Source organism: Mucilaginibacter rubeus (assembly GCF_003286415.2).
In the GTDB taxonomy this organism is placed as follows: domain Bacteria; phylum Bacteroidota; class Bacteroidia; order Sphingobacteriales; family Sphingobacteriaceae; genus Mucilaginibacter; species Mucilaginibacter rubeus_A.
This window is the reverse complement of sequence record NZ_CP043450.1, coordinates 6,984,156-7,010,298: the sequence shown is the minus strand read 5'-3', so window position 1 is coordinate 7,010,298 and position 26,143 is coordinate 6,984,156. Positions and strand designations below refer to the sequence as shown.

At 44.5% G+C, this 26,143-nt stretch carries 24 protein-coding genes; 14 read left to right on the top strand and 10 right to left on the bottom strand.

Annotation, left to right across the window (positions count from 1 at the left end):
• Window position 1: 1 nt before the first annotated feature.
• From DEO27_RS28700 to DEO27_RS28690, 3 genes are read left to right on the top strand one after another with little or no spacing between them, the layout of a single operon-like run.
• Window positions 2-727: a glucosamine-6-phosphate deaminase gene (locus tag DEO27_RS28700; protein ID WP_112570834.1), complete on the top strand. Its 726-nt coding sequence runs from the start codon at window positions 2-4 to the stop codon at window positions 725-727.
• Window positions 728-774: 47 nt separating this feature from the next.
• Window positions 775-2,490 carry a GMC oxidoreductase gene (locus tag DEO27_RS28695; RefSeq protein ID WP_112570836.1) on the top strand — a complete coding sequence of 572 codons (1,716 nt, stop codon included), beginning with the start codon at window positions 775-777 and terminating at the stop codon, window positions 2,488-2,490.
• A gap of 25 nt (window positions 2,491-2,515) precedes the next feature.
• The gene (locus tag DEO27_RS28690) at window positions 2,516-3,283 is read left to right on the top strand and encodes a DUF1080 domain-containing protein (RefSeq protein WP_112570838.1); all 768 of its coding nucleotides are present in this window, start codon (window positions 2,516-2,518) and stop codon (window positions 3,281-3,283) included.
• 68 nt (window positions 3,284-3,351) lie between these two features.
• Here the strand turns inward: DEO27_RS28690 and DEO27_RS28685 are convergent, their stop codons facing one another.
• Both DEO27_RS28685 and DEO27_RS28680 read right to left on the bottom strand, forming a co-directional pair.
• On the bottom strand, window positions 3,352-3,705 hold the full coding sequence (locus tag DEO27_RS28685; protein WP_112570840.1) for an MmcQ/YjbR family DNA-binding protein: 354 nt from the start codon (window positions 3,703-3,705) through the stop codon (window positions 3,352-3,354).
• On the bottom strand, window positions 3,705-4,454 hold the full coding sequence (locus DEO27_RS28680) for a hypothetical protein (protein ID WP_146750032.1): 750 nt from the start codon (window positions 4,452-4,454) through the stop codon (window positions 3,705-3,707). The genes DEO27_RS28685 and DEO27_RS28680 overlap by 1 nt, the downstream gene beginning before the upstream one ends.
• Before the next feature lie 78 nt (window positions 4,455-4,532).
• Here DEO27_RS28680 and pepT point away from each other — a divergent pair, with 78 nt between their 5' ends.
• Together pepT and DEO27_RS28670 are read left to right on the top strand one after the other, a co-directional pair.
• Window positions 4,533-5,783: a peptidase T gene (gene pepT / locus DEO27_RS28675; RefSeq protein ID WP_112570844.1), complete on the top strand. Its 1,251-nt coding sequence runs from the start codon at window positions 4,533-4,535 to the stop codon at window positions 5,781-5,783.
• Window positions 5,784-5,811: 28 nt separating this feature from the next.
• Window positions 5,812-6,306: a GNAT family N-acetyltransferase gene (locus DEO27_RS28670; RefSeq protein WP_112570846.1), complete on the top strand. Its 495-nt coding sequence runs from the start codon at window positions 5,812-5,814 to the stop codon at window positions 6,304-6,306.
• A gap of 7 nt (window positions 6,307-6,313) precedes the next feature.
• On the opposite strand, the gene DEO27_RS28665 is transcribed toward DEO27_RS28670, so the two are convergent.
• The 3 genes from DEO27_RS28665 to DEO27_RS28655 are packed head-to-tail and all read right to left on the bottom strand — an operon-like array spanning window position 6,314 to window position 7,605.
• Window positions 6,314-6,505, bottom strand: coding sequence for a hypothetical protein (locus DEO27_RS28665; RefSeq protein WP_112570848.1), 192 nt, complete (start codon window positions 6,503-6,505; stop codon window positions 6,314-6,316).
• Window positions 6,495-7,073 (bottom strand): zeta toxin family protein, encoded by a 579-nt coding sequence (locus tag DEO27_RS28660; protein ID WP_112570850.1) that lies wholly within the window; start codon window positions 7,071-7,073, stop codon window positions 6,495-6,497. The genes DEO27_RS28665 and DEO27_RS28660 overlap by 11 nt, the downstream gene beginning before the upstream one ends.
• A gap of 16 nt (window positions 7,074-7,089) precedes the next feature.
• Window positions 7,090-7,605: a GNAT family N-acetyltransferase gene (locus DEO27_RS28655; RefSeq protein WP_112570852.1), complete on the bottom strand. Its 516-nt coding sequence runs from the start codon at window positions 7,603-7,605 to the stop codon at window positions 7,090-7,092.
• 70 nt (window positions 7,606-7,675) lie between these two features.
• Here DEO27_RS28655 and DEO27_RS28650 point away from each other — a divergent pair, with 70 nt between their 5' ends.
• On the top strand, window positions 7,676-10,036 hold the full coding sequence (locus tag DEO27_RS28650) for a prolyl oligopeptidase family serine peptidase (RefSeq protein ID WP_112570854.1): 2,361 nt from the start codon (window positions 7,676-7,678) through the stop codon (window positions 10,034-10,036).
• Window positions 10,037-10,205: 169 nt separating this feature from the next.
• On the opposite strand, the gene DEO27_RS28645 is transcribed toward DEO27_RS28650, so the two are convergent.
• The 4 genes from DEO27_RS28645 to DEO27_RS28630 all read right to left on the bottom strand — a co-directional run bounded on the left by DEO27_RS28645 (window position 10,206) and on the right by DEO27_RS28630 (window position 12,102).
• Window positions 10,206-10,487 (bottom strand): hypothetical protein, encoded by a 282-nt coding sequence (locus DEO27_RS28645; RefSeq protein WP_112570856.1) that lies wholly within the window; start codon window positions 10,485-10,487, stop codon window positions 10,206-10,208.
• A complete protein-coding gene (locus tag DEO27_RS28640) occupies window positions 10,487-11,392 on the bottom strand; it encodes a prohibitin family protein (RefSeq protein WP_112570858.1) in 906 nt (301 codons plus the stop codon). Before DEO27_RS28640 ends, DEO27_RS28645 begins: the two co-directional genes overlap by 1 nt.
• A 178-nt stretch (window positions 11,393-11,570) precedes the next feature.
• Window positions 11,571-11,786 carry a DUF6358 family protein gene (locus tag DEO27_RS28635; RefSeq protein ID WP_112570860.1) on the bottom strand — a complete coding sequence of 72 codons (216 nt, stop codon included), beginning with the start codon at window positions 11,784-11,786 and terminating at the stop codon, window positions 11,571-11,573.
• A 1-nt stretch (window position 11,787) separates the two neighbouring features.
• Window positions 11,788-12,102: a rhodanese-like domain-containing protein gene (locus DEO27_RS28630; RefSeq protein WP_091208895.1), complete on the bottom strand. Its 315-nt coding sequence runs from the start codon at window positions 12,100-12,102 to the stop codon at window positions 11,788-11,790.
• Between the two features lie 116 nt (window positions 12,103-12,218).
• Here DEO27_RS28630 and DEO27_RS28625 point away from each other — a divergent pair, with 116 nt between their 5' ends.
• Window positions 12,219-13,337, top strand: a complete 1,119-nt coding sequence (locus tag DEO27_RS28625) for a DUF4407 domain-containing protein (RefSeq protein WP_112570862.1) — start codon at window positions 12,219-12,221, stop codon at window positions 13,335-13,337.
• Between the two features lie 476 nt (window positions 13,338-13,813).
• Entirely contained in the window at window positions 13,814-14,452 is a 639-nt protein-coding gene (locus DEO27_RS28620; protein WP_112570864.1) for a DNA-3-methyladenine glycosylase family protein, read from the top strand.
• A gap of 161 nt (window positions 14,453-14,613) precedes the next feature.
• Here the strand turns inward: DEO27_RS28620 and cphA are convergent, their stop codons facing one another.
• Window positions 14,614-17,241: a cyanophycin synthetase gene (cphA, locus tag DEO27_RS28615; RefSeq protein ID WP_112570866.1), complete on the bottom strand. Its 2,628-nt coding sequence runs from the start codon at window positions 17,239-17,241 to the stop codon at window positions 14,614-14,616.
• Window positions 17,242-17,409: 168 nt separating this feature from the next.
• On the opposite strand from cphA, the gene DEO27_RS28610 reads away from it, so the two are divergent.
• The 6 genes from DEO27_RS28610 to DEO27_RS28585 all read left to right on the top strand — a co-directional run bounded on the left by DEO27_RS28610 (window position 17,410) and on the right by DEO27_RS28585 (window position 26,107).
• The gene (locus tag DEO27_RS28610) at window positions 17,410-18,330 is read left to right on the top strand and encodes a cyanophycinase (protein WP_112570868.1); all 921 of its coding nucleotides are present in this window, start codon (window positions 17,410-17,412) and stop codon (window positions 18,328-18,330) included.
• 71 nt (window positions 18,331-18,401) lie between these two features.
• Complete coding sequence (locus tag DEO27_RS28605) at window positions 18,402-19,244, top strand: isoaspartyl peptidase/L-asparaginase (protein ID WP_112570870.1); 843 nt, start codon at window positions 18,402-18,404, stop codon at window positions 19,242-19,244.
• Between the two features lie 181 nt (window positions 19,245-19,425).
• A complete protein-coding gene (locus DEO27_RS28600) occupies window positions 19,426-20,055 on the top strand; it encodes a tetratricopeptide repeat protein (protein WP_112570872.1) in 630 nt (209 codons plus the stop codon).
• A 189-nt stretch (window positions 20,056-20,244) separates the two neighbouring features.
• Window positions 20,245-22,389 (top strand): carboxy terminal-processing peptidase, encoded by a 2,145-nt coding sequence (locus DEO27_RS28595; protein ID WP_112571536.1) that lies wholly within the window; start codon window positions 20,245-20,247, stop codon window positions 22,387-22,389.
• Window positions 22,390-22,702: 313 nt separating this feature from the next.
• The gene (locus tag DEO27_RS28590; protein ID WP_112571538.1) at window positions 22,703-23,632 is read left to right on the top strand and encodes an NAD(P)-dependent oxidoreductase; all 930 of its coding nucleotides are present in this window, start codon (window positions 22,703-22,705) and stop codon (window positions 23,630-23,632) included.
• A 201-nt stretch (window positions 23,633-23,833) separates the two neighbouring features.
• The gene (locus DEO27_RS28585; RefSeq protein ID WP_112570875.1) at window positions 23,834-26,107 is read left to right on the top strand and encodes a Tex family protein; all 2,274 of its coding nucleotides are present in this window, start codon (window positions 23,834-23,836) and stop codon (window positions 26,105-26,107) included.
• Window positions 26,108-26,143 lie beyond the last annotated feature (36 nt).

Here is a 26,143-nt window from a genome sequence, read left to right as displayed (position 1 = left end):
AATGAAACTACATATATATCCTGATTATAATACCATGTCGAAAGCGGCGGCCGATTTAGTGGTTACCCTGGTTAGCCAAAAGCCCGACGCGCTGATCTGCTTCCCATCTGGCGATTCGCCAACCGGCATGTTTAGCTACCTTGTTCAATATGCAAACCTGGGCAGGGTTAATTTTAGCCAAACCAACTTTGTTGGGCTTGATGAATGGGTTGGGCTTGACCGTACTAACGATGGCAGCTGTACCTATTTTCTCGAAAAGCATTTTTTTACGCCGCTTAATATTTCGCCCGGCAAGGTGAAGTTTTTTAATGCTGTTGCCGATGATCTTGATGCCGAATGCCAGGCGATGAATAAACATATTGAGAGCCTGGGTGGCCTGGATATGATGGTGGTTGGCATAGGGCTTAATGGCCATATCGGCCTTAACGAACCCGGAGCCAATTTTCATTCTTACGCGCACCACTCACCATTGGCTCCCATTACGGTTGAAGTAGCTCAAAAATATTTTACTACGGATACGATTTTAACCGAAGGCATCACCCTTGGCTTACGCCACCTGGCCGAAGCTGCCGTGCCGGTACTTATAGCGAATGGAAGCAAAAAAGCACCCATTATAGCAGAGGCCCTGCAGGGGTGTGTTACCAATGATATACCTGCATCTATATTTAAAACATTGCAAAACGCGCAGGTATTTTTGGATGACGCCGCAGCAGCGCAGCTCAACTAAAACCTATTGACAATTAAATAGTTTATTAACCATAACCAATTGTACCCATGCCTGATGAACCTAAAAACACTGCCGATCAGTTTACTTATGATGCCATAGTAATAGGCTCAGGCATCAGCGGTGGATGGGCTGCTAAAGAGCTTTGTGAGCAGGGTTTAAAAACCCTGGTACTTGAACGCGGCCGTGATGTGCAGCACATTAAAGATTACCCCACGGCAACCATGGATCCATGGGAGTTTAAGCATCGCGGCGAAATGACAAAATCTTTTTTGAAGGAAAACCCACTCATTAGCCGGGCGGCAGGGTATGGGGAAGATGACGCACATTTTTTTGTGAAGGATAAGGATCACCCGTATATACAGGAAAAACCTTTCGACTGGATCCGCGGATACCAGGTTGGGGGCAAATCGCTTACCTGGGGACGGGCTTGCCAGCGCTGGAGCAAGTATGAATTTGAAAATCCGGCACGTTTTGGTTATGGCATTGAGTGGCCCATTGGTTATGATGATGTAGCGCCGTGGTACTCACATGTAGAGAAATTTATAGGCGTTTGTGGCAATAAGGATGGCATTGAAGCTATGCCCGATGGCGAGTTCCTGCAGCCTTTTGATATGAACGCGGTACAGGAACATATCAGCAAAAAGATAAAAGAAAATTATCCCGACAGGCACCTCGTACATGCCCGCTGGGCGCATATTACCAAGCCGGAGCAGATTCATATAGATCAGGGCCGGGTTAAATGTATGGCGCGCAACCTTTGCATGCGTGGCTGCCCTTTCGGCGGCTATTTCAGTTCGGTAAGTTCAACGCTACCCTGGGCCAAAAAAACAGGAAATCTTACTATAAGGCCATTTTCGGTGGTGCATTCTGTTATTTATGATGAAAAGCTGGGTAAAGCTACTGGTGTAAAAGTTATTGATACCAACACCAAGCAAGAGTTTACATACAAGGCGCGCGTTATTTTCATGAACGCTTCGGCGTTGAATACTAACCTTATCCTGCTAAACTCAAAATCAACTCGCTTCCCCAACGGGCTTGGAAATGATAATGGCTTGCTGGGTAAATACATCGCCTTTCAAAATTACCGGGCATCGGTTACTGCCGATATGGATGGCTTTTTAGACCGCTACTACTTTGGCCGAAACCCAACAGAACTGATCCTGGCCAATTACCGGAACCTGCACAAACAGGAAACAGATTATAAGGGAGGCTTTACCACTTTCATGGGAGCTTATCGCAACCGCGGACCAAAAGAAACCGTCGATGGCGAGATTGGCGGTACTTATAAAGATTCGCTTACTGAACCGGGTGGATGGAGCGCTTACATGTACCTGCAAGGCGAAACCATTCCGAAAGCCAGCAATCATGTGCGGTTGAGTCCGGATAAAAAAGACCAATGGGGGATTCCGTTGTTGATAACCTCTGTTGAGTATGACGATAACGATGAGCGCATGATCCAGGACTTTTTAACTCAAACTGCCGATATGTTTGAAAAAGCCGGGTGCACCAACATTCAGAAGCATGAAAACAAACAGGCACCGGGCCTGGATATTCACGAAATGGGTGGGGTACGGATGGGTAAAGATCCTAAAACATCGATGCTTAACCAATGGAACCAACTGCACTTGTGTAAAAATGTATTTGTTACAGATGGCGCCTGTATGGCTACCACTGGAAACCAAAGTCCGTCTATTTTGTATATGGCTTTAACAGCCCGTGCTGCCACCTATGCCGTGGGCGAATTTAAAAAAGGAAATCTTTAAAACTTACTAATTAAACATAGCACCAATGAACAAGTTATTTTTAATAGCACTAACAGCCATAGCCATAAGCGGCTGCCATTCATCTACCCCCAAAAACTATAATAAGGACAGCACCGTTGTTGCTGATACCAATCAAAAAAAGGATAGTACAAATAATACTGCATCGGGATTTGAATCATTGTTTGATGGGAAAACCACTGATGGCTGGCATGCTTATGGCAAACCGGCACCGGGCTTGGCCTGGAAAGCGGAGGATGGCGTGCTGCACCTTGATGCCTCAGAAAAAGGCGACTGGCAAACCAAAAACGGTGGTGATATGGTAAGCAACGGTGAATATGAAAACTTTGATCTGAAGCTGGAATGGAAGATCTCCAAAGGTGGCAACAGCGGTATCCTGTTTCACGTAAAAGAAGATACTACCAAATACAAGTACAGCTATTTTACCGGCCCCGAATGCCAGGTTGTTGATAATAAGGAAAACGAAGACGGCAAACTTATCAAACACCGCGCGGGTGATCTGTATGACCTCATCTCGATATCAAAAGAAGTAGTAAAACCTGCCGGCGAATGGAACCAGGTAGAGATTGTTTGCAACAACAGTAAGCTTGATTTTACCATAAACGGCGAACATGTGTTATCAACCACCCTTTGGGATGATCATTGGAAAAAACTGGTAGCAGGAAGCAAATTTAAGCAATGGCCCGATTTCGGCACGTTTAAAACCGGCCATATCATATTACAGGACCATGGCGCCGACGTTTGGTATAGGAATATCCAGATTAAAAAATTATAGCGCGGCTCGAAATATAGAAGACTTACGAAGTCTTTAAAACTTCGTAAGTCTGGATTACTAAATATCTTTTACAAGGCTACTATCTCTGCCTGTACCTTTTTGGGCAAGCTTTTAACCACTTCATTGTAGGAGTGGTCAATCATTTCGCAGAGTTGTTTTCGGGTAAGGGAGCCGTTCATTTGTACAGTATTCCACATTTTTTTGTTCATGTGGTAGCCTGGCTGCACTTCGGGATGGCGTTCGCGGAGTTCAACGGCCCATTCGGGATCGCATTTAACGTTAAATCTGTCGCCGGTTTGCAAACCGGTTAACAAAAAGATCTTATCGGCAATTTTAAAAACAAGGGTATCCTCGCCAAACGGAAAACCTTCGGTAGCCCCTGGTTTTTGCAAACAATAATCGCGCAGTTCTTCGATGTTCATTACCTGAAGTTTCTGACCAGTTTGGTATAAGATACCGTATTGCCAAAATTATACTTGAAACCTATGCTGTATTGAACAAACTGGTCGGGCGCGTTGTTTTTATATTTTTGAGGGTTGTCATTGTACCCATCAAGTCCTTCTCCAAAAGTATAACTGTGCTGAACGCCGAGGGTTATGGTATAGCCTACCTGGTCGTAATCATCATAAATTTTAAATTCGTAGCCAAGGCGCAGCGGAATCATGAGGTTAATGCTCTTGTCTTTACCCTGAAACCCTTCGGGATCGCCAACCGGCCCGTGGTTTTCATATCCCGGCGGATTTGAACGTTGCACAAACGCCATCTTGTTTTTTATAGCGCCTATGCCCGCGCCTACATAAAAGTTTTTAACTACGTTTAAAAATCCGCTGTTTTCGTAATCAATGATCTCTCCCATCTGCATATCGGCACGTAGGGCAAGCGCCAGGAAATTATTTTTTGATTTACGGCCAAATTCATCCTGTGCCGGGGTGAGGCCACCGCCCTCAAGGGTACCAAAATGAAAATCGAGTGCTATAGGCACATAGGGACTATAGTTATAGGTTAGGTTTAGTGTACCACCGGGGTGCCAAACCTGCTTTTTAAGGTCGTCAAACCCGCGCGCGTAATTGACGCCGCCGCCAAAACCCCATTCATAATAATTGTAACCACTTTGGGCTTTTGCCATAACAGTGGCACAAACCAAAACAAAAAGCAGAAAATATTTTTTCAATGTATAATTTTAATCAATATTTACAATTGGAGATGGTGTTTGCCGCCGCCTAAATTTGCACTAATATAAAAGCTTTATATGAATTTTAGCTCATTCATTAAGTTCACTGTTACCGAACGCTTCCTGCGTTACGTTACCATTGATACGCAATCCGACCCCTCTTCGGTTACATTTCCGTCAACAGAAAAGCAAAAAGATCTTGGTCGTTTGTTGGTTGAGGAACTTTTGGCTATTGGCGTAACCGACGCGCATTTGGATGAATACGGTTATGTTTACGCAACCATCCCCTCCAACACAGATAAGCAGGTGCCGGTGATCTGCTTCTGTTCGCACATGGATACCGCTCCCGATTGTAGCGGGAAGGGCGTAAAACCAATAGTACATAAAAACTACCAGGGGCAGGATTTAATATTGCCCGATGATACTACCCAGGTGATCCGCATGGCCGAATATGCCGACCTTAAAAACCAGATAGGGAACGACGTAATAACCGCCAGTGGCACCACGTTGCTTGGCGCGGATAATAAAGCGGGCGTGGCCGAAATTATGGACGCCTGCTACCAGCTCATGAACCATCCCGAAATTAAACACGGCGATATCCGGATCCTGTTTACGCCGGATGAGGAAGTTGGCCATGGTGTCGACCATGTGGATATTGCCAAGCTTGGCGCTTTTGCCGGCTATACTATGGATGGCGAAAGCGCGGGCAATATGGAAAACGAAACTTTTTCGGCAGATGGCGCGCGGCTTACTATTAACGGTGTAAGCTCACACCCCGGATTTGCTAAAGGAAAAATGGAAAGCGCCATTAAAATTGCAGGGCAAATTATAGCTGCGCTGCCCGATGATCTTTCACCGGAGCACACTGAAGGGATGCAGGGCTTTGTACATCCCGTAGGTATAGAAGGTCATGTAGAAACCGCCTCTGTTGATTTTATCATCCGTGATTTTGACGAAGCTAAACTTGCAGATCATGTAGAGGTTATTCGACAAACAGCAACTGAAGTATTGAAGAAATTCCCGGGTTCTACGTTCGATATAGCTGTTAGTCAGCAATACCGCAATATGAAGGGCGTACTTGATCAGCACCCGCAAATTGTGGATTATGCGATGGAGGCCATCAAGCGTACAGGTTTAACTGCTAAGTTGTGCAGCATCCGTGGCGGTACCGATGGCTCAAGGTTATCATTTATGGGATTACCCTGCCCTAATATTTTTGCCGGAGAACATGCTTTCCACAGCAGGCACGAATGGGTATCCGTTCAGGATATGCAAAAAGCGGTTGAAACCATTTTGCATCTGTGCATGATCTGGGAGGAAAAAAGTTAGTATTAACAACACACAACTAAATTTGAAGATGTATACGATACGTACGGCCACAGTTAACGATGTAGAAACTATCCGCGATATTGCCGATAAAACATGGTGGGTAACCTATAGCCCTATTCTTGAGCGCGAACAGATCGCCTTTATGTTAGGTGAGATCTATTCGGCAGAAAAAATAACCAAGCAGATTAAGGAAAATCAGCAAACTTTTTTGCTATTGGAAGAAGAAAACAAACCGGTGGCGTTCGCATCTTACTCACCCCGTGAAGAAGATCCTGAGATCTACAAACTGCACAAGCTATACTGCCTGCCCGAAACCCAGGGCAAAGGTTACGGAAAAGTACTGATTAACGAGGTGGCCCAAAAAACCAAAGACGCAGGCAAGCAAACACTGGAACTTAACGTGAACAGGTATAATAACGCCAAGTCGTTTTATGAAAAGATGGGATTTACTATAGCCTATGAAGAAGATATCGCTATCGGGGATTACTGGATGAACGATTATGTAATGCGGAAGGAACTGTAGGCGGCTATTATTTGGCGGGAAGGGTTTTCAAAAGTTCTTTAGCAGGTACGGCTTTGAAACTGCCATCAATTTCACCAATAATAAGGCTTTCGTTGTTTGCAGCAGCGGCCTCAACCAATTTACGATTTGCCCGTTTCATGCCTTCAAGCACTTTTGCCTCAAAGTCATCCATATCCCCCTTTTTTACTTTAGTTGTCATTTGCCTGATCTAAAATTACCTTCCAAACATCGGATTTTATTATTGTTTTTTCCGACGAATTAAAACCTCTTACCACTACTTGAGGGCCGGTATTCATGTTATTTATCACGAACCACCTGTCACAAAGTGGTATATACAAATATACCAAATTTCTTATACCCCGGTAATATCTCCGCTCTATGACATCAGCAGGAATATTATGACCGCCTTTACTCACTCGCTTAGCTACTCGTTCCATTGCCATCTGCGGAGAACTTAACCAAAAAAACAATAAAGTAACCTCGTATCCTTTTTGTTGAGCTTTCTTAACCAAAGAAACATAACTCCGCGTTGAAAGTGTAGTTTCAAAAGCGAAATCAACGTCTCTATCCAGTAACTCGTCAATTCGCTGCAACATGATCCGTCCGGCTTCAAATGCAACGCTTTCCGGATTGAAGGGGGATAGTCCTGCCGCAATGTTATCTGCGTTTACAAACTCGTTGCAGTTAAGCAACTCAGGCAAAACGGTGTAGCTTGCCGTGGTTTTGCCTGCGCCATTGCAGCCTGCTATGATGTACAAATTAGGCATCCTGAGAGTTTAATTATTAATCCCTAAAAATAGCATACATATGCTTATCCATAACTTCGCCGTTTTTAATGATCGATTTTCGTAGCACAGCCTCTTTTACATAACCTGCTTTTTCAAGCACTTTCATTGATGCCCCGTTTTTATCATATACCCCGGCCTCAATACGTTCCAGCGGGAAATATTCAAATGCATAAGCAGTTATCAGTTTTAATGCCGCGGTGGTAACGCCTTTGCCCCAGTGCTCCTCACCGAGCCAGTAACCTATCTCAGCTGCTATGCGGCTTACATCGGTCATTAGTTCAATGCCTATACCTCCACAGGCTTCGCCGTTAATCACTATGGCAAAGCTCGTTAACGGCTGTTGATCTTTTACCAAGTTCACCCAAAACGAGGCATCATCCAGGGTATAGGGGTATGGGAACCTATCACGCAAAAAAGCCGATACTTTCACGTTGTCTGCATGCCTTTGCAGCGATGTTTCATCGCCCCGTTGCCAGGCCCTCAATAAAAATCCGTTACCCTGTAGTTCCATTTTGTAACAATAAAATGCTTAAAAATAGCAATCATTGGCTAAACTGCTAAATTGCATGTTTTATTGAGATATGAAAAAACTGCTAAGCTTATTGTTCCTGATCCCGGCAACGGGTGCTTTTGCCCAAAAACTGGATACCCTTACCATCGAAAAAATTATGCGCGACCCAAAATGGATCGGCGTATCGCCCTCCAATATCCGTTGGAGCAACGATAGTAAAAAGATCTATTTTAAATGGGATGATGATGCTTCCGGCGACACAAGGCTATATTCTGTTATTCCGGGTGATAACCGTGTGCAGAAGGTTAGCATCGCGGAGCAGCGGGAACTGGCATCTGGCAACGGCGAGTGGAACAAAAAACACAACCAAAAAGTATTCAGTAAAAACGGCGATTTGTTTTTGTACGATGTAAGAAGCAATAAAACCGTCCGTTTAACCAATACCGTAGGCCAGGAAGACAGCCCGGTTTTTAGTGGTGATGAAACAAAGATCATTTATAAAGAAGACAATAACCTTTTCTCCCTGAACCTGAACGGAGGCGGCCTTGTGCAACTTACCAATTTTGTTCGCGCCGCAAGCGATAAAAAAAGTAAAGATAAGCCCAACGAACAAGAACAATGGCTCAAAAAGCAACAATTGGAGTTGTTTGATATCATTAAAAAAGAAGCGAAGGACGACAAAAAAGATTCCACCGAAACTGCGCTACTTAAACCTGACAAGTTAAAAGAAATAGCTTTTGGCGATAAAAGATTAGGTGCTGTACAGATTAGTCCGGATAGCAGGTTTATCACCTATCGACTTACCAAACGGGCCGATGGCGTTCAAAATGCAATCGTACCTAACTATGTTACTGCTTCAGGCTTTACTGAGGATATTCCGAACCGGTCAAAGGTTGGTCGCCCGTCATCAACTTCCGAAACTTTTATTTACGATAAGCGCCGTGAGGCGGTGTACCCGGTGATTACATCAGACATCCCCGGTATTAAAGACCTCCCGGACTATCTAAAAGATTATCCCGAAGAGTTAAAAGCCCGCCAAAAGGAAGATGCCGACAGGCGGGTGAACATTGATGGTGTTTTGTGGAACCAAAGCGGTAGCAACGCGGTTGTAATTATATCAGCACAGGATAATAAAGATTGCTGGATCATGCGCCTTGACCCGGTAAGCGGCAGGCTAAGCCTACTTGATCGCCAGCGTGACGAGGCCTGGATTGGAGGCCCCGGTATTGATGATCCGGGGAATGCCGGCTTTATTGATGATAACCACTTTTATTACCAGAGCGAAGCCAGCGGCTACTCACATATTTATGTGGTTGACGTAACCAATGGTGCTAAAAAACAGCTTACCAGCGGCAAATGGGAAGTGCAAACCTTGCAATTAAGTCAGGATAAAAAAACATTTTACTTTACGGCCAATATTGACCATCCGGGGATAACGCATTTCTACAGCATTCCGGTTAGTGGCGGTACTCCGGTTAAAATTACCGGCATAAAAGGCGGCAACGAGGTTACCCTTTCGCCTGATGAAAAATGGCTGGCTATCCGGTATTCTTACTCAAACCGCCCCTGGGAGTTATATATCCAGGCTAACAAACCCGGAGCTAAGGCTGTGAAAATAACTAACTCGGTTTCGGCCGAATACCTGTCGTACCCGTGGCGTGATCCTGAGATCATCAGCTTTAAAAACCGTTACGGTACCGATGTTTATGCCCGTTTATATCAGCCTAAAAAAGCCAACCCGGCAAAACCGGCCGTTGTTTTTGTACATGGCGCGGGATACCTGCAAAATGTTACCTACTCATGGAGTTACTATTTCCGTGAGTATATGTTCAACAACATGCTGGCCGATAATGGCTATACTGTACTGGATATCGATTATACCGCCAGCTCTGGTTATGGTCGCGACTTCCGTACCGGTATTTATCGCCACATGGGTGGTAAAGATCTTACAGACCAGGTGGATGGCGTAAAACTACTGGTTGAAAAGTATGGCGTTAATCCCAAGCATGTTGGCTTGTACGGTGGTTCGTATGGTGGTTTCATTACGCTGATGGGCATGTTTACCGAGCCGGATATTTTTGCGGCAGGCGGCGCTATCCGTTCCGTTACCGACTGGGCTCACTATAATCATGAATACACTTCAAATATCCTTAATGAACCTTTTACAGATGAGCAAGCTTACCGAAAAAGCTCGCCCATTTACTTTGCCAACGGATTAAAAGGTAACCTGCTGGTGTTACATGGCATGATAGACCAAAACGTAAACTATCAGGATATTATCCGTCTAATTCAAAAACTGATAGAACTGCATAAAGAAAACTGGGAGTTGGCTTCATACCCCGTAGAAGATCACGGTTTTGAACAACCAAGCAGCTGGGCCGATGAGTATAAACGGATCTATAAATTATTTGAAGGGACATTGAAGAAATAGGTATAAATATGTCATTGCGAGGAACGAAGCAATCGCATGATTTACAGGGCGGATTTGCGCACGTGCGGTTGCCACGCTATCGCTCGCAATGACATTTTTTTTCATTTTTTTGCTCTTGGCAAAGATCCAGACTTACGAAGTTTTGAAAACTTCGTAAGTCTTTCCGGCCTCAGGTCATTAATACAACAAGCGGGGCGGCCAGTATAATCAATGCTATAACATGCACTACCACTGGCCATACGTAAGCTTTATCGCGTTTTATTAACCTGTAAAGATCACGGCAAAGAAAAAACAGACAGCCAATAACCACCGCTAAATGCAAGTAGAAACCCGGAGGTATCTTTTCTGAGGAAGCAGGCATAAATACACTTGAAATAAAGATTGCCGCTATGGCCAATACATAAATGACGATGAGAACACCGGTACGCGGTTTCTTTTTCTGATTATTCATTACTTATCGCTTAACATAATAGGATTTCCTTTCCCTCCGCCAATAATGATCACTTTGGCGTTTGGCGACAGGGCTATTTCTTTTTGAGCCTTTATAGCTTCGTATTGTAATTGTTTATCTGACAGGCCGGTCGAAAGTATGCGCTGGTAATCAGCGATACCCTGTGCTTCTACGCGTTTACGCTCCGCTTCCTGACGTTCTTTTTGCAGTACAAATTCCATTTTCTGCGCATCCTGTTCGGCATTGATCTTTGATTCGATACTGGCCCGAACCGAAGCCGGCAGGGTAATGTTACGCACCAGGATCTGCTGCAGTTCCAGTCCTCGTTTTTCAAAGCTGGCAGTAATGTAACGGTTAATTTTATCCTGGAATTCCTGTCTTTTGGTCGAATAGAGGTCGACAGCCGCATAGGCAACAGCATTATCACGAATAGCGGTACGGGCAACCGGGCGGACTATCTTATCTACATAATTTACGCCGATGTTTTGCATAATGTAAGGCGCTTTCTCGGGTTTTACTTTATAAAGCACCGACAAATCGATGGTAACCTCCAACCCATCTGAAGAAAGTACACGAATGGCATCGTCCCCTTCCTTCTGGCCCTCGTTGTTTACTGCGCTCATGGTATAGGTTTGGGTCTGGATATCAAAGGTTGTGATCTCGACAACCGGGTTTACAATATGCAAGCCGCTTTCAAGTACATGATCCTGCACTTTGCCAAACAGCGCCTGCACGCCCACCTTGCCCGGCTCAATAACCTTGAAAACATTAAGTAATAAGCCAAGCACCACCATGGCTATACCCACCGCGGTTACTACGCCATTAAAGCGACCAGCCGGCTCAGGCGAACGTTTGAGCACTATACCCACAATGAGTACAATAACTCCTAATACTGCTATAAACATGCAATGAAGTTAAGCTTTTTTTACATGCTGCAAGCTTATTGTAAAAGAATGATTTTTAGGGGGATTAAGTACCGGAAAGGCACAAGTTAGCGTATGCTCAAGGCCGCCATAGAAAACTTGAGCCAGGGGGAGATTATTAAAGAAGACTTACGAAGTTTTGAAAACTTCGTAAGTCTGGTTATTTCGCGCCTTTACCTTTTTTATTTTGCGGGGCTTCCTGTGTTTCTTTAACTTCTTTCAAAAGCCTTAGCTTCATGAAAATCACAATTACGCCAACAATCATGGCTCCTGCCATTACCGGGTAATTATGAGTTGTAAACATTTTATAAGCTACAATAAAGCACAATGCCACCCCCATGGTGTAAAGTACATTGAGCACTAATTTAAAGCCCATTTTAGTATACGTTTAATTCGGGGTCAATTTCGGCTTGCCATGCAAGGATGCCGCCTCTTAAGTTTGACAGGTTGGTAAAACCAAGCTGCTCCAGCTGCATAATAGCGGCCGCGCTGCGTTTGCCACTACGGCACATTACCACTACCGGTTTATCTTTGCTAATCTTTTCAGATTCAATCACTACGCCGCCAAGCGGTATAAGTTGTCCGCCAAGGTTTGAAGTTTCGTATTCAAAATCTTCCCTAACATCAATCAGTTGAAAATCTTCGCCTTTATCAATTTTCTCTTTTAGTTCCTGTACGGTTATCTCGTTCATGTTAAATGTAATTATAATTCAAAGGTAGTTTTTTTCTTAATCAAATATTTAGGCTTGTTATTTGTAACAATCAAAGTGTATGAGCGTTTCATATATGTTTACACAATAATTACTTAATGAAAAAAGTTACACGCTTTTTCTGGTTCTGTTCAGGAGCACATATCGATACCCTAAAAAAGTACCCCATTGAGCATAATAAGTATGTTGGTATTGGGGCCACTATATTTTTTACCGCTTTGTTCGCGGCTTTATCGGGCGGCTATGCCATGTACTTTGTTTTTAATGGCGATGCCTTTGCTGTAGGCTTTGCTATACTATTTGGCTTGCTGTGGGGAACGGCCATTTTTAACATGGACCGCTACATTGTATCCAGCATCAATAAAGAAGGTACAACCAATCAGCAGATCTTGCAGGCTTCGCCGCGTATTCTATTGGCTATCATGATTGGGGTTGTAATATCTCGTCCGCTTGAACTTAAGATCTTTGACAAGGAGATTCGCCAGAAGCTTAAAACCGCCTATTTAAAAGGCCAGCGCAGCAAAATCGACACCCTCGAGAAAACATACATGCAGAAGTATGCTATGGAGCTGGGCAAAAACACCGATCTGAAAAAGGAAAAGGACTCGTTAGAAAGGGATATCAACCGCTCACGTTACGAGCTTAACCAGGAAGTTTTTGGCGATAAAACTAACCAAACATCAGGCATAACCGGTTATGGCACTTATGCCAAACAAAAGCAAGGTGTACTGGAGGAAAAGGAAGCCCGCCTTAAAACTGTTACAGATAATCTGGGGCAAATGGATCAGTATCTGAGTGCCCGCAAGGATTATGAAGGGCTAAACAGCACGCGCTTATTTACCGAACACCAATTGGATAGCCTGGCCAGCATTGCGGGCTTCTCCGACCGTAACTGGGCATTAGGTCAGCTAACCTATACGGAAAACGGCAAGCGCGACCTGGATACCTATCTGGCTATCTCGTTTATCGGCTACCTGTTTATTTTGTTTGAATGTTTGCCGGTATTTGTAAAGCTAATGTCGCCCAAAGGGCCTTATGATACGGCCATTGCCAAAACGGCCGAGGCCAATATTCATTACGCCGAACGCGACAAGGAACGGGACATGGCCGTTACCGATAATATTTATGATCATAACCTGGATACGGATATCCAGCGGCGAAAAAAGATCATCAGCTCACAATCTGATTATGATTTTGAGCGGCATAGCTATGAGTAATTTCTCAGCGTAGAGACGCTTAATTAGTTTTTTAAAAAAGCGTAGGAATTGCGCGATTCCCCTCTTGAGAGCAGGGCTGTTGCATTCTATAATATACAACGCAAGTTCAAGCGTCTTTCGCTTGAATTATAACCAACGTAAGCGTCCACGCTTACGTTTATAACGTATTACGGGAGCGTGGACGCTCAATTAAGACTAACGATCAAGCGTAGACGCTTAATCGTGCGAGTTTTTAAGAACTCAATATCAGAATGCAACAGCCCTGCTCTTGAGAGGGGTGGAGGGGTGTGTTTCTACGCTCGGTTTATGAATGATGCAGAAACACACCCCTGCTCTCGCACAAAACCGTCGCGCCCCCTCTCAAGAGGGGATTTTAAAAAACCTTTCCATTAATTGTCTGGGGATAATGCGTCTCTACATCCATAATTTGCAATTCCCAACCCAATCCCTCATCTTGCACAACATATCATCAACCTATGTTTGAGCAATTTTCCCATTCAAACTTTCATACAATTTGCGATAAACTGGCAGCTAATGATCCGGATTTAGCGCAAATCATTCAAAACCATGGCTATCCACCACTATGGTCTCGGCCCAACAGTTTTGAAACCCTGGTACATATTATATTAGAGCAGCAAGTATCATTAGCTTCAGCATTATCTGCCTTAAATAAACTCAGGGAGCGGGTACAGCAAATTACCCCAACCCGGGTATTGCTCCTGACAGATGAGGAATTCCGGGCCTGCTATGTAAGCCGTCAAAAAACTGTTTATATAAAATATCTTGCCGAAGCCATTGTAAACGGGCAGATCAACCTTGCCGAAATGGAAAAAATGCCCGACGACATTATCCGCGCCAAACTAACAGCGCTCAAAGGCATAGGCAACTGGACTACCGACGTATACCTCATGTTTGTACTGCAGCATACCGATGTTTTCCCCATTGGTGACCTTGCAGCCGTAAACGCCCTAAAGCGGGTAAAAAATCTGCCAAAAGAAACCGCCAAAGAAGAATTGCTATCGCTAACCGAACAATGGAAACCATATCGCACGGTTGCGGCGATGATTTTGTGGCATTATTATCTATCAGCGCCGCGCAAGTCCCTAAAAGAGTAAAAAAAATTGTCATTTCGAACGAGGAACGAGGAGAAATCTTATACGTCCTGGTGAGCCGCATGCAAAGCTGCGTTAACAGTGCATAAGATTTCTCTTTCGCCCCGGCGCCTATTCCCTCCCTGCTCTATCGAAATGACAATTTTTTATATTAATATCAATCATTACACATTAAACAACCCATTCCGTTCCTGCTCCTGGTAATCCTGAACAGTTTCGATGGCATTATCTACCACATCGCTCAATGCGGTAATGAATGATCCCGGGCGGGCAAGGCTCATGGCATGTTTAATGGCGTCAACTTCTTTAGGCACAACTTCTACTCCTTTTTCCGGATCTATAGAATAGATACCCTCTTTGAGCAGACCGATAATGTTTTCGGCAGTACGGCCGCGCAGGTGTTTTTCCTGGCGAAGGATAATGTAATCAAACATACCTGCCGAAATTTTACCCAATTCGCGGATGTCTTCATCGCGCCTGTCGCCGGTACCGGCTATGATACCTATCTTAAGCGGCGAATCGATATGTTTCAAAAACTCGCTTACGCCATTGTAGCCATCCGGGTTATGCGCAAAATCAATCATGAAACGGAAATCTTTAAACTCAAAAATATTCATACGACCAGGCGTTTGTGAGGCCGATGGAATAAAGGTTTCAAGCGAGATCTTGATATCCTCTGTTTTAAATCCCCATAAAAATGTAGCCAGTGTTGCGGCAAGCACATTCTCAATCATAAACGGCACGGTACCACCAAAGGTTAACGGAATCAGGATGGTACGTTGTACGCGGATCTTCCAGTCGCCTTTTAAAATGGTGATGAATCCATTTTCGCAGATGGCGGCAATCCCTCCTTTTTTGCAATGCGATTTAATGATCGGGTTGTTTTCGTTCCGGCTGAAATAGGCGATGTTACATTCGGCTTTTTTGCCAATGCGTACGCAGTATTCGTTGTCGGCATTCAAAACACCCCATCCATCTTTTTTTACCGAATTGATCACAACGCTTTTTACCCGCATCAAATCTTCAAGACTATGAATATCTTGTAAACCAAGGTGATCTTCCTGGATATTGGTGATCACACCGATATCACACTGGTTAAAGCCTAAACCCGAGCGCAGGATACCGCCGCGGGCAGTTTCCAGTACGGCAAAATCAACCGTCGGGTCTTTCAAAATAAACTCGGCACTCACTGGGCCAGTTGTATCCCCCTTCAGCATCATGTTATTTTGTACATAAATACCGTCGGACGTGGTAAAGCCAACCCTATGGCCGTTATTTTTTACGATATGTGCTATCAAACGTGTGGTAGTGGTTTTCCCGTTTGTACCGGTAATAGATATGATAGGCACCCTGGCCGATTTACCTGCCGGATATAGCATGTCAATCACATGACCAGCCACGTTACGCGGCAAACCCTCGCTTGGCGCAATGTGCATCCTGAAGCCCGGCGCAGCATTAACTTCCAGTATCACACCGCCGGTATCGGTAAGTGGCTCGGTAAGGTTTTTAGCCATGATATCAATACCGCAAATATCCAGACCGATGATCTTGGAGATCCGCTCGCAGATAAAAATGTTTTGCGGGTGCACATGGTCGGTAACATCAACAGAAGTACCGCCCGTGCTCAGGTTAGCGGTTGATTTCACATAAACCACCTCATCTTTTTCAGGAATGGTTTCCAATGTATAACCTTTCTTTTCCAACAGGTCGAGCGTATCGCGGTCAACAGAGATTTCTGTAAGCACATTTTCATGCCCGTAACCACGACGCGGGTCGGTGTTTTCCAGATCTATCAGTTGCTGGATATTCAGCTTGCCGTCGCCAGTAACATTGGCCGGTTTACGTAGCGCGGCAGCAACCATTTTGTTATCTATCACCAATACCCTGAAATCAAACCCGGTAACGTAGCGCTCAACAATTACGCGGCGCGATATTTTGGCGGCATGTTCATAAGCCTCGATAGCTTCCTCTTCAGTCTTTATATTGATAGAAATGCCCCGGCCATGATTGCCGTCAAGCGGCTTAAACACCAGCGGAAAGCCAACCTTGCGGATGGCATCAGGTACAGCGGATGCCGATGAGATAGTTACACCTTTAGCAACCGGGATGGCTTGCTCCTGTAACAGGCGTTTGGTTTCTTCCTTGTTGCTGGCAATATCAACGGCAATGCTGCTGGTTTTTTCGGTCATGGTAGCGCGGAAACGTACCTGGTTTTTACCATAGCCCAACTGCACTAATGATTGGTTGTTAAGCCTGATCCAGGGGATATCCCTTGCAATAGCCTCTTCAACAATTGAACCGGTGCTTGGGCCCAAACGCGTGTTCTCCCTGATTTCGCGCATTTGCTGAATATCGGCCTCCAGGTTATAATCTTCGCCTTTTATCAGCGCCTCGGCAATGCGCACGGCCGATTCAGCGGCAAAAACACCTACTTTTTCTTCCAGGTAGGCAAATACTACATTGTATACGCCTTTAGTTTTGGTTTCGCGGGTACGGCCAAAGCCGGTATCCATGCCGGCAAGGGTTTGTATTTCAAGGGCGATGTGTTCAATAACATGGCCCATCCAGGTGCCGGCCATAACACGCTGAAAAAAGCCTCCGGGTACGCCGGGCGAACAGCGATGGCTGTAGAGCGATGGCAGTAATTTTTCGAGTCGCTCATAAAACCCGTCAATTTCATTAGTGGGGCGGTGTTCCATCTCCTGCAAATCAAGCCGCATTTGTATTAATTTCTTGCGCCTGATGCTCCAAATATTTGGTCCGCGTAAAACCTGGATGTTTTCAATGTTCATAAAGTAGTGGCCGTTTTTTTCTTATAAAATTTCCCTTAAAGCTATAGAAACATAACAGATCAATAAAGTTTTTGATGACGAAATCCATTATTTATTATTAGTTCCTGTGTTTCTGCTGCTTTTTGTCGTAATTTGTATATAGTTATATTAAGATAGTGTGAAATAATCATGATTGTCCCGAAAGGTAAGCTAATAATTATAGGTGGAGCGGTTGATATGGGGAGTAATGTTACCCTACAAGAGCACATTTTGCAGCCGGATTATATCAAGTTCTTTGAACAAGGCATATTAAGGCGCATTATTAACGAGTCGGCTAAGCACGAGGGCTCAAAAATTGAGGTAATTACTACCGCATCGCAGATCCCCGAGCTTGTTGGCCAGGAATATATCAAGGCGTTTGGCCAGCTTAATGTTACTAATGTTGATGTATTGCACATTAAAACCCGTGAGGATGCCGCGAAGAAGGAATACTTAGACAGGATCCGCAAAGCCGATGTGGTTATGTTTAGCGGAGGCGATCAGCTAAGGCTCACAGCCATTTTTGGTGGCACAGAGTTTTTGCAGATCCTGAAACAACGTTATCAAAAAGAAAACTTTGTAATAGCCGGGACTTCGGCAGGCGCGGCGGCAGCATCAACACACATGATCTACCGCGGGCAAAGCAACGAAGCCCTTGTTAAAGGCGAGGTACAAATAACCGCCGGGCTTGGCTTTATCGACTCGGTAATTGTTGATACACACTTTGTACAACGCGGTCGTATCGGCCGGTTAATGTACGCCGTAGCAACCAATCCCGGTATTTTAGGGATAGGTTTGGGCGAGGACACCGGTTTGCTCATAACCGAGGGGTATATGATGGAAGCCATTGGTTCGGGCCTGATTATTTTGGTTGATGGACGCAACATTGTGTCGACCAATATATACGATGTGGAACTTGGTTCGCCAATCTCCATCGAGAACCTGAGGGTGCACGTGATGTCGATATTTGATAAATACGACCTGGTACAGCACCGTTTAATCATAAAAAAGAACATGAAAGTTGAAGAAGGTGTTTTTATCCAGGCACCGGGAAGCAAACTTTTACAATAATTTACGCTGCATAAAGTTTTTATAGATACCCTGGCCTTATTTATGCAGGTACATCTACTTAATTTATAATTATGAAAATAATTATTCATGGCGGTTTTTTTAGCGAATCGCTTACCAACCAGGAAGTAAAGCTGGCCAAGCAGGAGGCCCTGAACGGCATTGTGCAATTAGGATATAACTACCTGCAACACCATACAGCTGCAGAAACTGTAGTATATACCGTACGTTTGCTTGAAGACTGCGAGCTTTTTAATGCAGGCACCGGTTCACAAATACAGAGCGATGGCAAAATACGTCTGAGCGCTTCTCTTATGGATGGCAAAACCCAGCGCTTTTCGGGCGTTATCAACATTGAGGATGTTAAAAACCCTATCTGTGTAGCTGAAAAACTTCAAGCCTATGATGACCGTGTATTGAGCGGTAAGGGAGCATGTGATTTTGCTATTGAAAACGGACATAAATACTATAATCCCGAAATTCCACAGCGCCGTCGTGAGTATGAACAAAAGCTCAGCGACTCTATAAGGCTTGGCACCGTGGGCTGCGTAGCGCTGGATGTGCATGGTAACCTGGCTGCCGCCACCAGCACCGGGGGTAAAGGCTTTGAAATACCTGGCCGTGTAAGTGATTCGGCAACTACAGCGGGCAACTACGCCAATGAGTTTGCCGGCGTTTCATGTACCGGCGTAGGCGAGGATATTGTGAGCGGATCGGTAGCTGTTAAAATTGTTACACGCGTAACCGATGGCATGGCCCTCATGGCCGCCACCGAAAAAACCCTTGATGAAATGAAGCCTTATGACGGCTTTGCCGGTGTAATAGGCATTACTACAGACGGGCAGATATATCACTCAGATACACACCCTTACATGGTTTGGGCCCTGCATGACGGCGACGTAGAAGTATTTAACTAAAACCTAAATTTATTTTTTCCGTAGAAAGGTACAAATTCAACATTTGTAAAATAACAGTGATAATTAAGCGTTTATGTAGCTGTTACTTTTTACAGGTATTGTTTTGCCGTTAACAAATAATTACATTTGTTAAGCTGATTAATTTAAAATTATACAGTTTAAACCCAGGAAAAAAGATTAGATGAGATATTTCCTACTTATTATTTTATGCGCTATCGGGTTCAATGCGTCTGCGCAATGGTATTATAAACCGTTCAATAAGCGCGCCCGGTATCCGCAAATGGCCTATGCGCAAAGTCATTCTATTAAAAGGCTGCCCCCCCCAACTGTTGCTAAAGTAAAAATTCCGCCAACTACTATTGAGCATACGCCATATGTAATGGCTATGATCGAGGAATCGGTGATGAGAACCGCTCAACACAATATGCGTTTCCATGTATACAACGCCGCCAGCTACAACTTTAGTGATTTGGCGCAAATGTATATGAAACAAAACCGACTGGCCGAAGCCAAATGGTTCCTGTTACAAAGCATTACCATATCGCGCCAGCAAAACGACGACAGGCATACCATAGCTAACCTACTTGATCTTGCCGCGGTAAAAGCCGACTATGGCGATTATGCACAGGCCAAACAGGATCTGGCCGAAGCGCGCCAGTTGGCTGTATCTCGCGGTTTAACTTATGATCTGGCCCTGGTTGAGAAAAAAACGCGCTATTTACAGGACAATAAATTTAAAACACCACACTCTGAAACCCGCTTTGCCGAAACCGCAGATGCCGGTACGATTACCAAACCTGTTAACAAATAGTAATTTTTTGTAACAAAATGGTAAAATGGTGTTGCCCACATACTTTTAGTAAAACATAATCGTATTATTGTTATTAGTAATTAAGAGACAGCATTTTGACTGTCTCTTTTTTATTTTACATTAGCAAACTAATAATAGGCACAAGTATTGATGTTTTACACCAACCCCGATTTAACTACAGTAAAAGATATGTTTAAGAAAGTATATTTGTTATTGGTGCTGGGCGCTGCCCTCGCCTGTAAAGCATCCCCATCCAAACCGGTTAAAGTAGCAGGTTCAAATGATTTACAGCCCGATGAACAGCAAAGTGTTGTTTGTAAGCAGGTAGCAGCATTGATATCCAACTATAACTATAAAAAAGTACCGCTTAATGATTCGGTTTCTGCCGTAATCTACGATCGTTATATCAAATCGCTTGATGAAAACCACAGCTACTTTTTAGCATCAGATATTAAGGATTTTGAAAAATATAAAACCGTACTTGATGATGATATTAAAGCCGGTAACCTTGCCGATGCTTTTTATATCTTCAACGTTTTTCAGAAAAGATATATCGAGCACGTAAAATTTTCACTGGCGCAGATCAACAAAAACTTCGATTTCAACAAAACCGAAACCTTTGTTTACGATCGTGATAAATTGCCATGGATAGCTACGCAAGCCGATATGGATGCCATGTGGACCCAGCGTGTTAAATACGACTTGCTGAACCTGAAACTGGCCAGCGCAGATATGGCTAAAAATAAAGAAACGCTAAAAAAACGTTACGAAAACCTGTTGACTCAAACCAACAAGCTATCTAACCAGGATGTTTTCCAGTATTTCATGGATGCTTTTACTGAGGCTATCGATCCGCACACCAATTACTTTAACCCATCAAACGCGGCTAATTTCAATATTGAAATGTCACGTCAGGTTGAGGGTATCGGTGCTTCATTACAGGTGGAAAACGAATACGTAACCATTAAAACCATTGTAGCAGGCGGCCCTGCCGATAAAAGTCACCAGATAAGTGTTGATGACCGTATAGTTGCCGTAGCACAAGGCAAAACCGGTGAATTTCAGAACGTAGTAGGCTGGCGTGTTGACAACGCCATAGCTATTATCCGCGGTACTAAAGGTACTACGGTAAGGCTTGAGATCTTACCTGCCGGTGTAAACGCTTCTGCTAAACCAAAAGTTGTTGAAATGGTACGCGAAAAAATCATCCTGAAAGACCAATCGGCCAAAAAGGAGATCCGTACTTACAACAGCAATGGTAAAACAGTTAAAATAGGTGTAATATCTATCCCTGCATTCTATATCGATTTTAACGATTACAAAGCAGGTAACCCTAACTACAAAAGTACCACCCACGATGTTAAGGCCATACTCGATTCTTTGAAGAAAGAAAACGTTGATGGCCTCGTGATTGACCTACGTGAAAACGGTGGTGGCTCATTAATGGAAGCTATTGAGCTTACAGGCCTTTTCATTAAAACCGGCCCGGTAGTACAGGTACGCGATACTAAAGACCAGGTTGAAATTGATAAAGACGAAGATCCGGATATTACTTACAGCGGCCCGATGGCTGTACTGGTCGACCGTTTCAGCGCTTCGGCCTCTGAAATTTTCTCCGGTGCTATACAGGATTACGGTCGCGGTTTGATACTGGGTACCCAAACCTATGGTAAAGGCTCGGTACAAAGCGCCATTGATCTTGACAGGGTGATAGGATCTTCATTGCGTGATAAAATTGCGGGTGTAGTTGGCGGTGGTAAAAAGACTACTTCAACCGGTAGCCAAAGCACTTACGGTCAGCTTAACCTTACTATAGCCAAGTTCTATCGTATCAGCGGTAACTCAACCCAGCATAAAGGTGTAACGCCTGATATTTCATTCCCGTCGGTTATTCCGTTGGATAAATACGGTGAAGATACAGAGCCGTCAGCCATGCCTTTTGATGTGATTGCTAAAACAGACTACACCAAAACCGGCGATTTCACCGGCGTGCTGCCACAGCTTAAAAAGCTGCATGATCAGCGTATGAGCAGCAGCGACAGCTACAAATATTTGCTTGAAGATATCGCCGATTTCAAAAAGCATGATGCGGATGACAGTATCTCGTTAAAAGAATCTGATCTGAAAAAACAACGCGACGATGATGAGCAAAAATCATTTGATCGTAACAACCTGCGCCGTGTGGCTTTAGGTTTACCAGCCCTTAAAAAAGGACAAACCAAACCTAAAAACGAAGATCTTGACTTTGTAAAACGCGAAGCCGGCCAAATCATGACCGACTATATCAGCCTTGACAATAAATTTACCAGCGTAGGTTCACAACCGGCTAACTAAATAAATTGCAAATAGTATTGTACGCCCGGTATCTAAAGATGCCGGGCGTTTTTTTGTTTAGGCATATAACCACACGTCATTGCGAGGCACGAAGCAATCCCCAATTTACAGAGCGGATTTGCATAGTCTCTCTGCTTCTTGGTGATTGCTTCATGCCTCGCGATGACGCTTGTTTAATTTGATCACTTAATTTCGTCCGAATCAACTGTCAAATATATCCCCAACGTAAAAATCACTTATCATTATAAAACCCTGTCGGCTAATACCCTTGCATTTTGTAAATTTGGCCTCTTACAAAAAAATAGATACTACGTTGAAAAATAATATCCTTATTGTTGATGATGTGCATACCATATTTATGGAGATGGCCGAAGCTAAAGGTTACACCTGCGATTACCGTCCGCTGATTAAGGTTGACGAAGCCATGCAAATCATAGGCGACTATGCCGGTTTGGTGATCCGCTCAAAATTTAGGGTGGATAAAGCCGTACTGGACGCTGCCACCAACCTGCAGTTTATAGCCCGTGCCGGCGCAGGTATGGATAATATTGATGAAGATTATGCCATTCAAAAAGGAATAACACTCATTAATGCCCCTGAAGGTAATTCAGATGCGGTGGGTGAACATGCTATAGGTTTATTACTGTCATTAATGAATAACCTGAACCGAGGCGATGCCGAAATCCGTGACGGCAAATGGCTGCGTGAAGCTAACCGCGGCTATGAGCTTAAAGGCAAAACAGTGGGTATTATAGGCTATGGCCATATGGGCAGTAGCTTTGCCCGCAAGCTTTCTGGCTTCCAGGCAAATGTTATCGCTTATGATAAATATAAAACCGGCTTCAGCGATAAATATGCCCGCGAGGTGAGTATGGAAGAAATTGTTAAGCACAGCGATGTACTAAGTCTTCATATTCCACTGACCACCGAAACTAATGGCCTGGTTGATGATGAGTACCTGTTCCACTTTAAAAAACCGATATTTTTCCTGAACACGTCGCGCGGAAAAACCGCTAAAGTAAGCGCTGTGTTAAATGCGATACGCGAAGGCAAAATATTAGGCGCCGGTTTAGATGTGCTTGAGGTTGAAAAATTCCCCGCCCTTGCCGAGCAACCATGGTTTGAAGAATTAAGACAAAGCGGTAAGGTATTGTTAAGCCCACACGTTGCCGGCTGGACATTTGATTCGTATCGAAAAATCAGCGAAGTAATGGCTGAGAAATTGGTTGATTTGAGAGCGTAACTTCAGGATTAACAAAAAAACGTCATTGCGAGGAACGAAGCAATCGCGAACTATACAGGACGAACCTGCTAATAGGGGATTGCTTCGTTCCTCGCAATGACGCCCTTATATGGGATATAATAAAATCTTTCAACCCATTGTTAACAATCTTTTTTTGAATTGTAAGCCTATTCCCCCAACTTCGCAGTCCGAATTTTGATTATGAGTATTCATTATAAAATAATAGCTGCAGAGCTTTCTGTAGCCGAAAAGCAGGTTACCGCTACGGTAGGCCTGCTTGATGAAGGAGCCACTGTTCCGTTCATTTCCCGTTACCGTAAAGAGCTTACCGGCAGTTTGGATGAGGTGCAGGTAGCCACCATCCGCGATCGTGTACAGCAACTGCGCGAACTGGATAAACGCCGCGAGGCCATCCTGAAGTCGCTTACAGACCTGGGCAAATTAACGCCCGAGTTGGAAAAGCAGATCAACGAAGCCGAAACCATGGTTACGTTGGAAGATATCTATCTTCCTTATCGCCCTAAACGCAAAACCCGCGCTACAGCAGCCCGCGAAAAAGGTCTGCAACCACTGGCCGACGTGTTGTTAGAACAAAACAATATCGATCCTGAACTGATTGCCGCCGAGTACATCAGCGATGAAAAAGGCGTTGCCAGCGTTGAAGAAGCTTTGGCCGGTGCAAGGGATATCATTGCCGAAACCGTTGCAGAAAATGCCGAGGTACGTACTAAAATCCGTGAGCTTTTTGTAGAGAAAGGCACTTTTGCATCACGCGTAGTTGAAGGTAAAGAAGAAGCAGGCATTAAATACAAAGACTACTTTGAATGGACAGAGCCCGTTAAATCAGCCCCATCGCACCGTATATTGGCTATGCGCCGCGGCGAAAAAGAAGAGATCCTGTGGCTTGATCTGAAACCAGAGGAAGATGACGCGCTGGAGATCTTAGAAAATTCGGTTATCAAAGCCAACAACCAGGCTTCAGGGCAGGTTCGTTTAGCTGTAACCGATGGCTACAAACGCCTGCTGAAACCATCGATGGAAACAGAGGTACGCCTGCTTACCAAAAAGAAAGCCGACGAAGAAGCTATCCGTGTATTCGCTGAAAACGCCCGTCAATTGTTACTTGCTGCTCCGCTTGGTCAGAAAAGAACAATGGCTCTTGATCCTGGCTTCCGTACAGGCTGTAAATTGGTTTGTTTGGACGAGCAGGGCAAGTTACTTGAAAATACTACCATTTATCCGCATACAGGTGCTGGACAGGCGCGCGAGGCCGAAAAAACAGTACAGCACCTGTTCCAAAAATATAATATCGAAGCCATTGCTATCGGTAATGGTACAGCCGGCCGCGAAACCGAAGTTTTTGTGCGCAACCTGAATTTAGCAGGCGCAACCATTGTAATGGTAAATGAAAGTGGCGCTTCCATCTACTCTGCATCGGAAGTAGCAAGGGAAGAGTTTCCTGACTATGACGTTACCGTTAGGGGAGCTGTATCAATTGGCCGCCGTTTGATGGACCCGTTGGCCGAGCTGGTAAAAATCGATCCAAAATCAATTGGTGTAGGCCAGTACCAGCATGATGTTGACCAGAACAAGCTGCAAACCTCATTAGATGACACCGTGATCAGCGCGGTGAACGCGGTAGGCGTTGAACTTAACACAGCCTCAAAACAGATCCTGGCGTATGTATCTGGTCTTGGACCGCAACTGGCACAAAACATTGTTGAGTACCGTAACCAAAACGGAGCCTTCAAACGCCGCGAGCAGTTGAAAAAAGTTCCGCGTTTGGGTGATAAGGCATTTGAGCAGGCAGCAGGTTTCCTTCGCATCCATAATGCCGAAAACCCGCTTGATACCAGTGCCGTTCACCCGGAGCGTTATGGCTTGCTGGAGCAGATGGCAACCGACATGAAATGTACGGTAAAAGACCTGATGGGCAATCCAACATTACGTAAAAGCATCCCACTGCAAAAATATGTTTCCGAAACTGTTGGTTTACCAACCCTGAACGATATCATGGCCGAACTTGCCAAACCGGGCCGTGATCCACGTGAGCAGTTTGAGGCTTTCAGCTTTACCGATGGCATCAACGCCATTGGCGATCTGAAAGTAGGTATGAAGCTGCCAGGCATTGTTACCAACATTACCGCTTTCGGTGCTTTTGTTGATATCGGTGTTCACCAGGATGGCCTTGTTCACCTGAGCCAGATCACCAACCGTTACATTAAAGACCCGAACGAAGTACTTAAAGTACACCAAAAGGTTGAGGTAACCGTTACCGAGGTTGATGTGAACCGCAAACGTATCGCTCTATCCATGAAAGAAAATGACAAGAGCGAGCCAAACAACCAGCGCCGTAACGACGACCGTCGCCCGCAAGGTAATAACAAACCAAACTTTAATAAAAGAGTGGAAAAAGAGCCAGAAACCGATATGGCTTTGAAACTGGCCGCTTTAAAGGGTAAGTTTAAATTATAATTTAAAGCAGCATAATCTAAAAGGCGTCATTGCGAG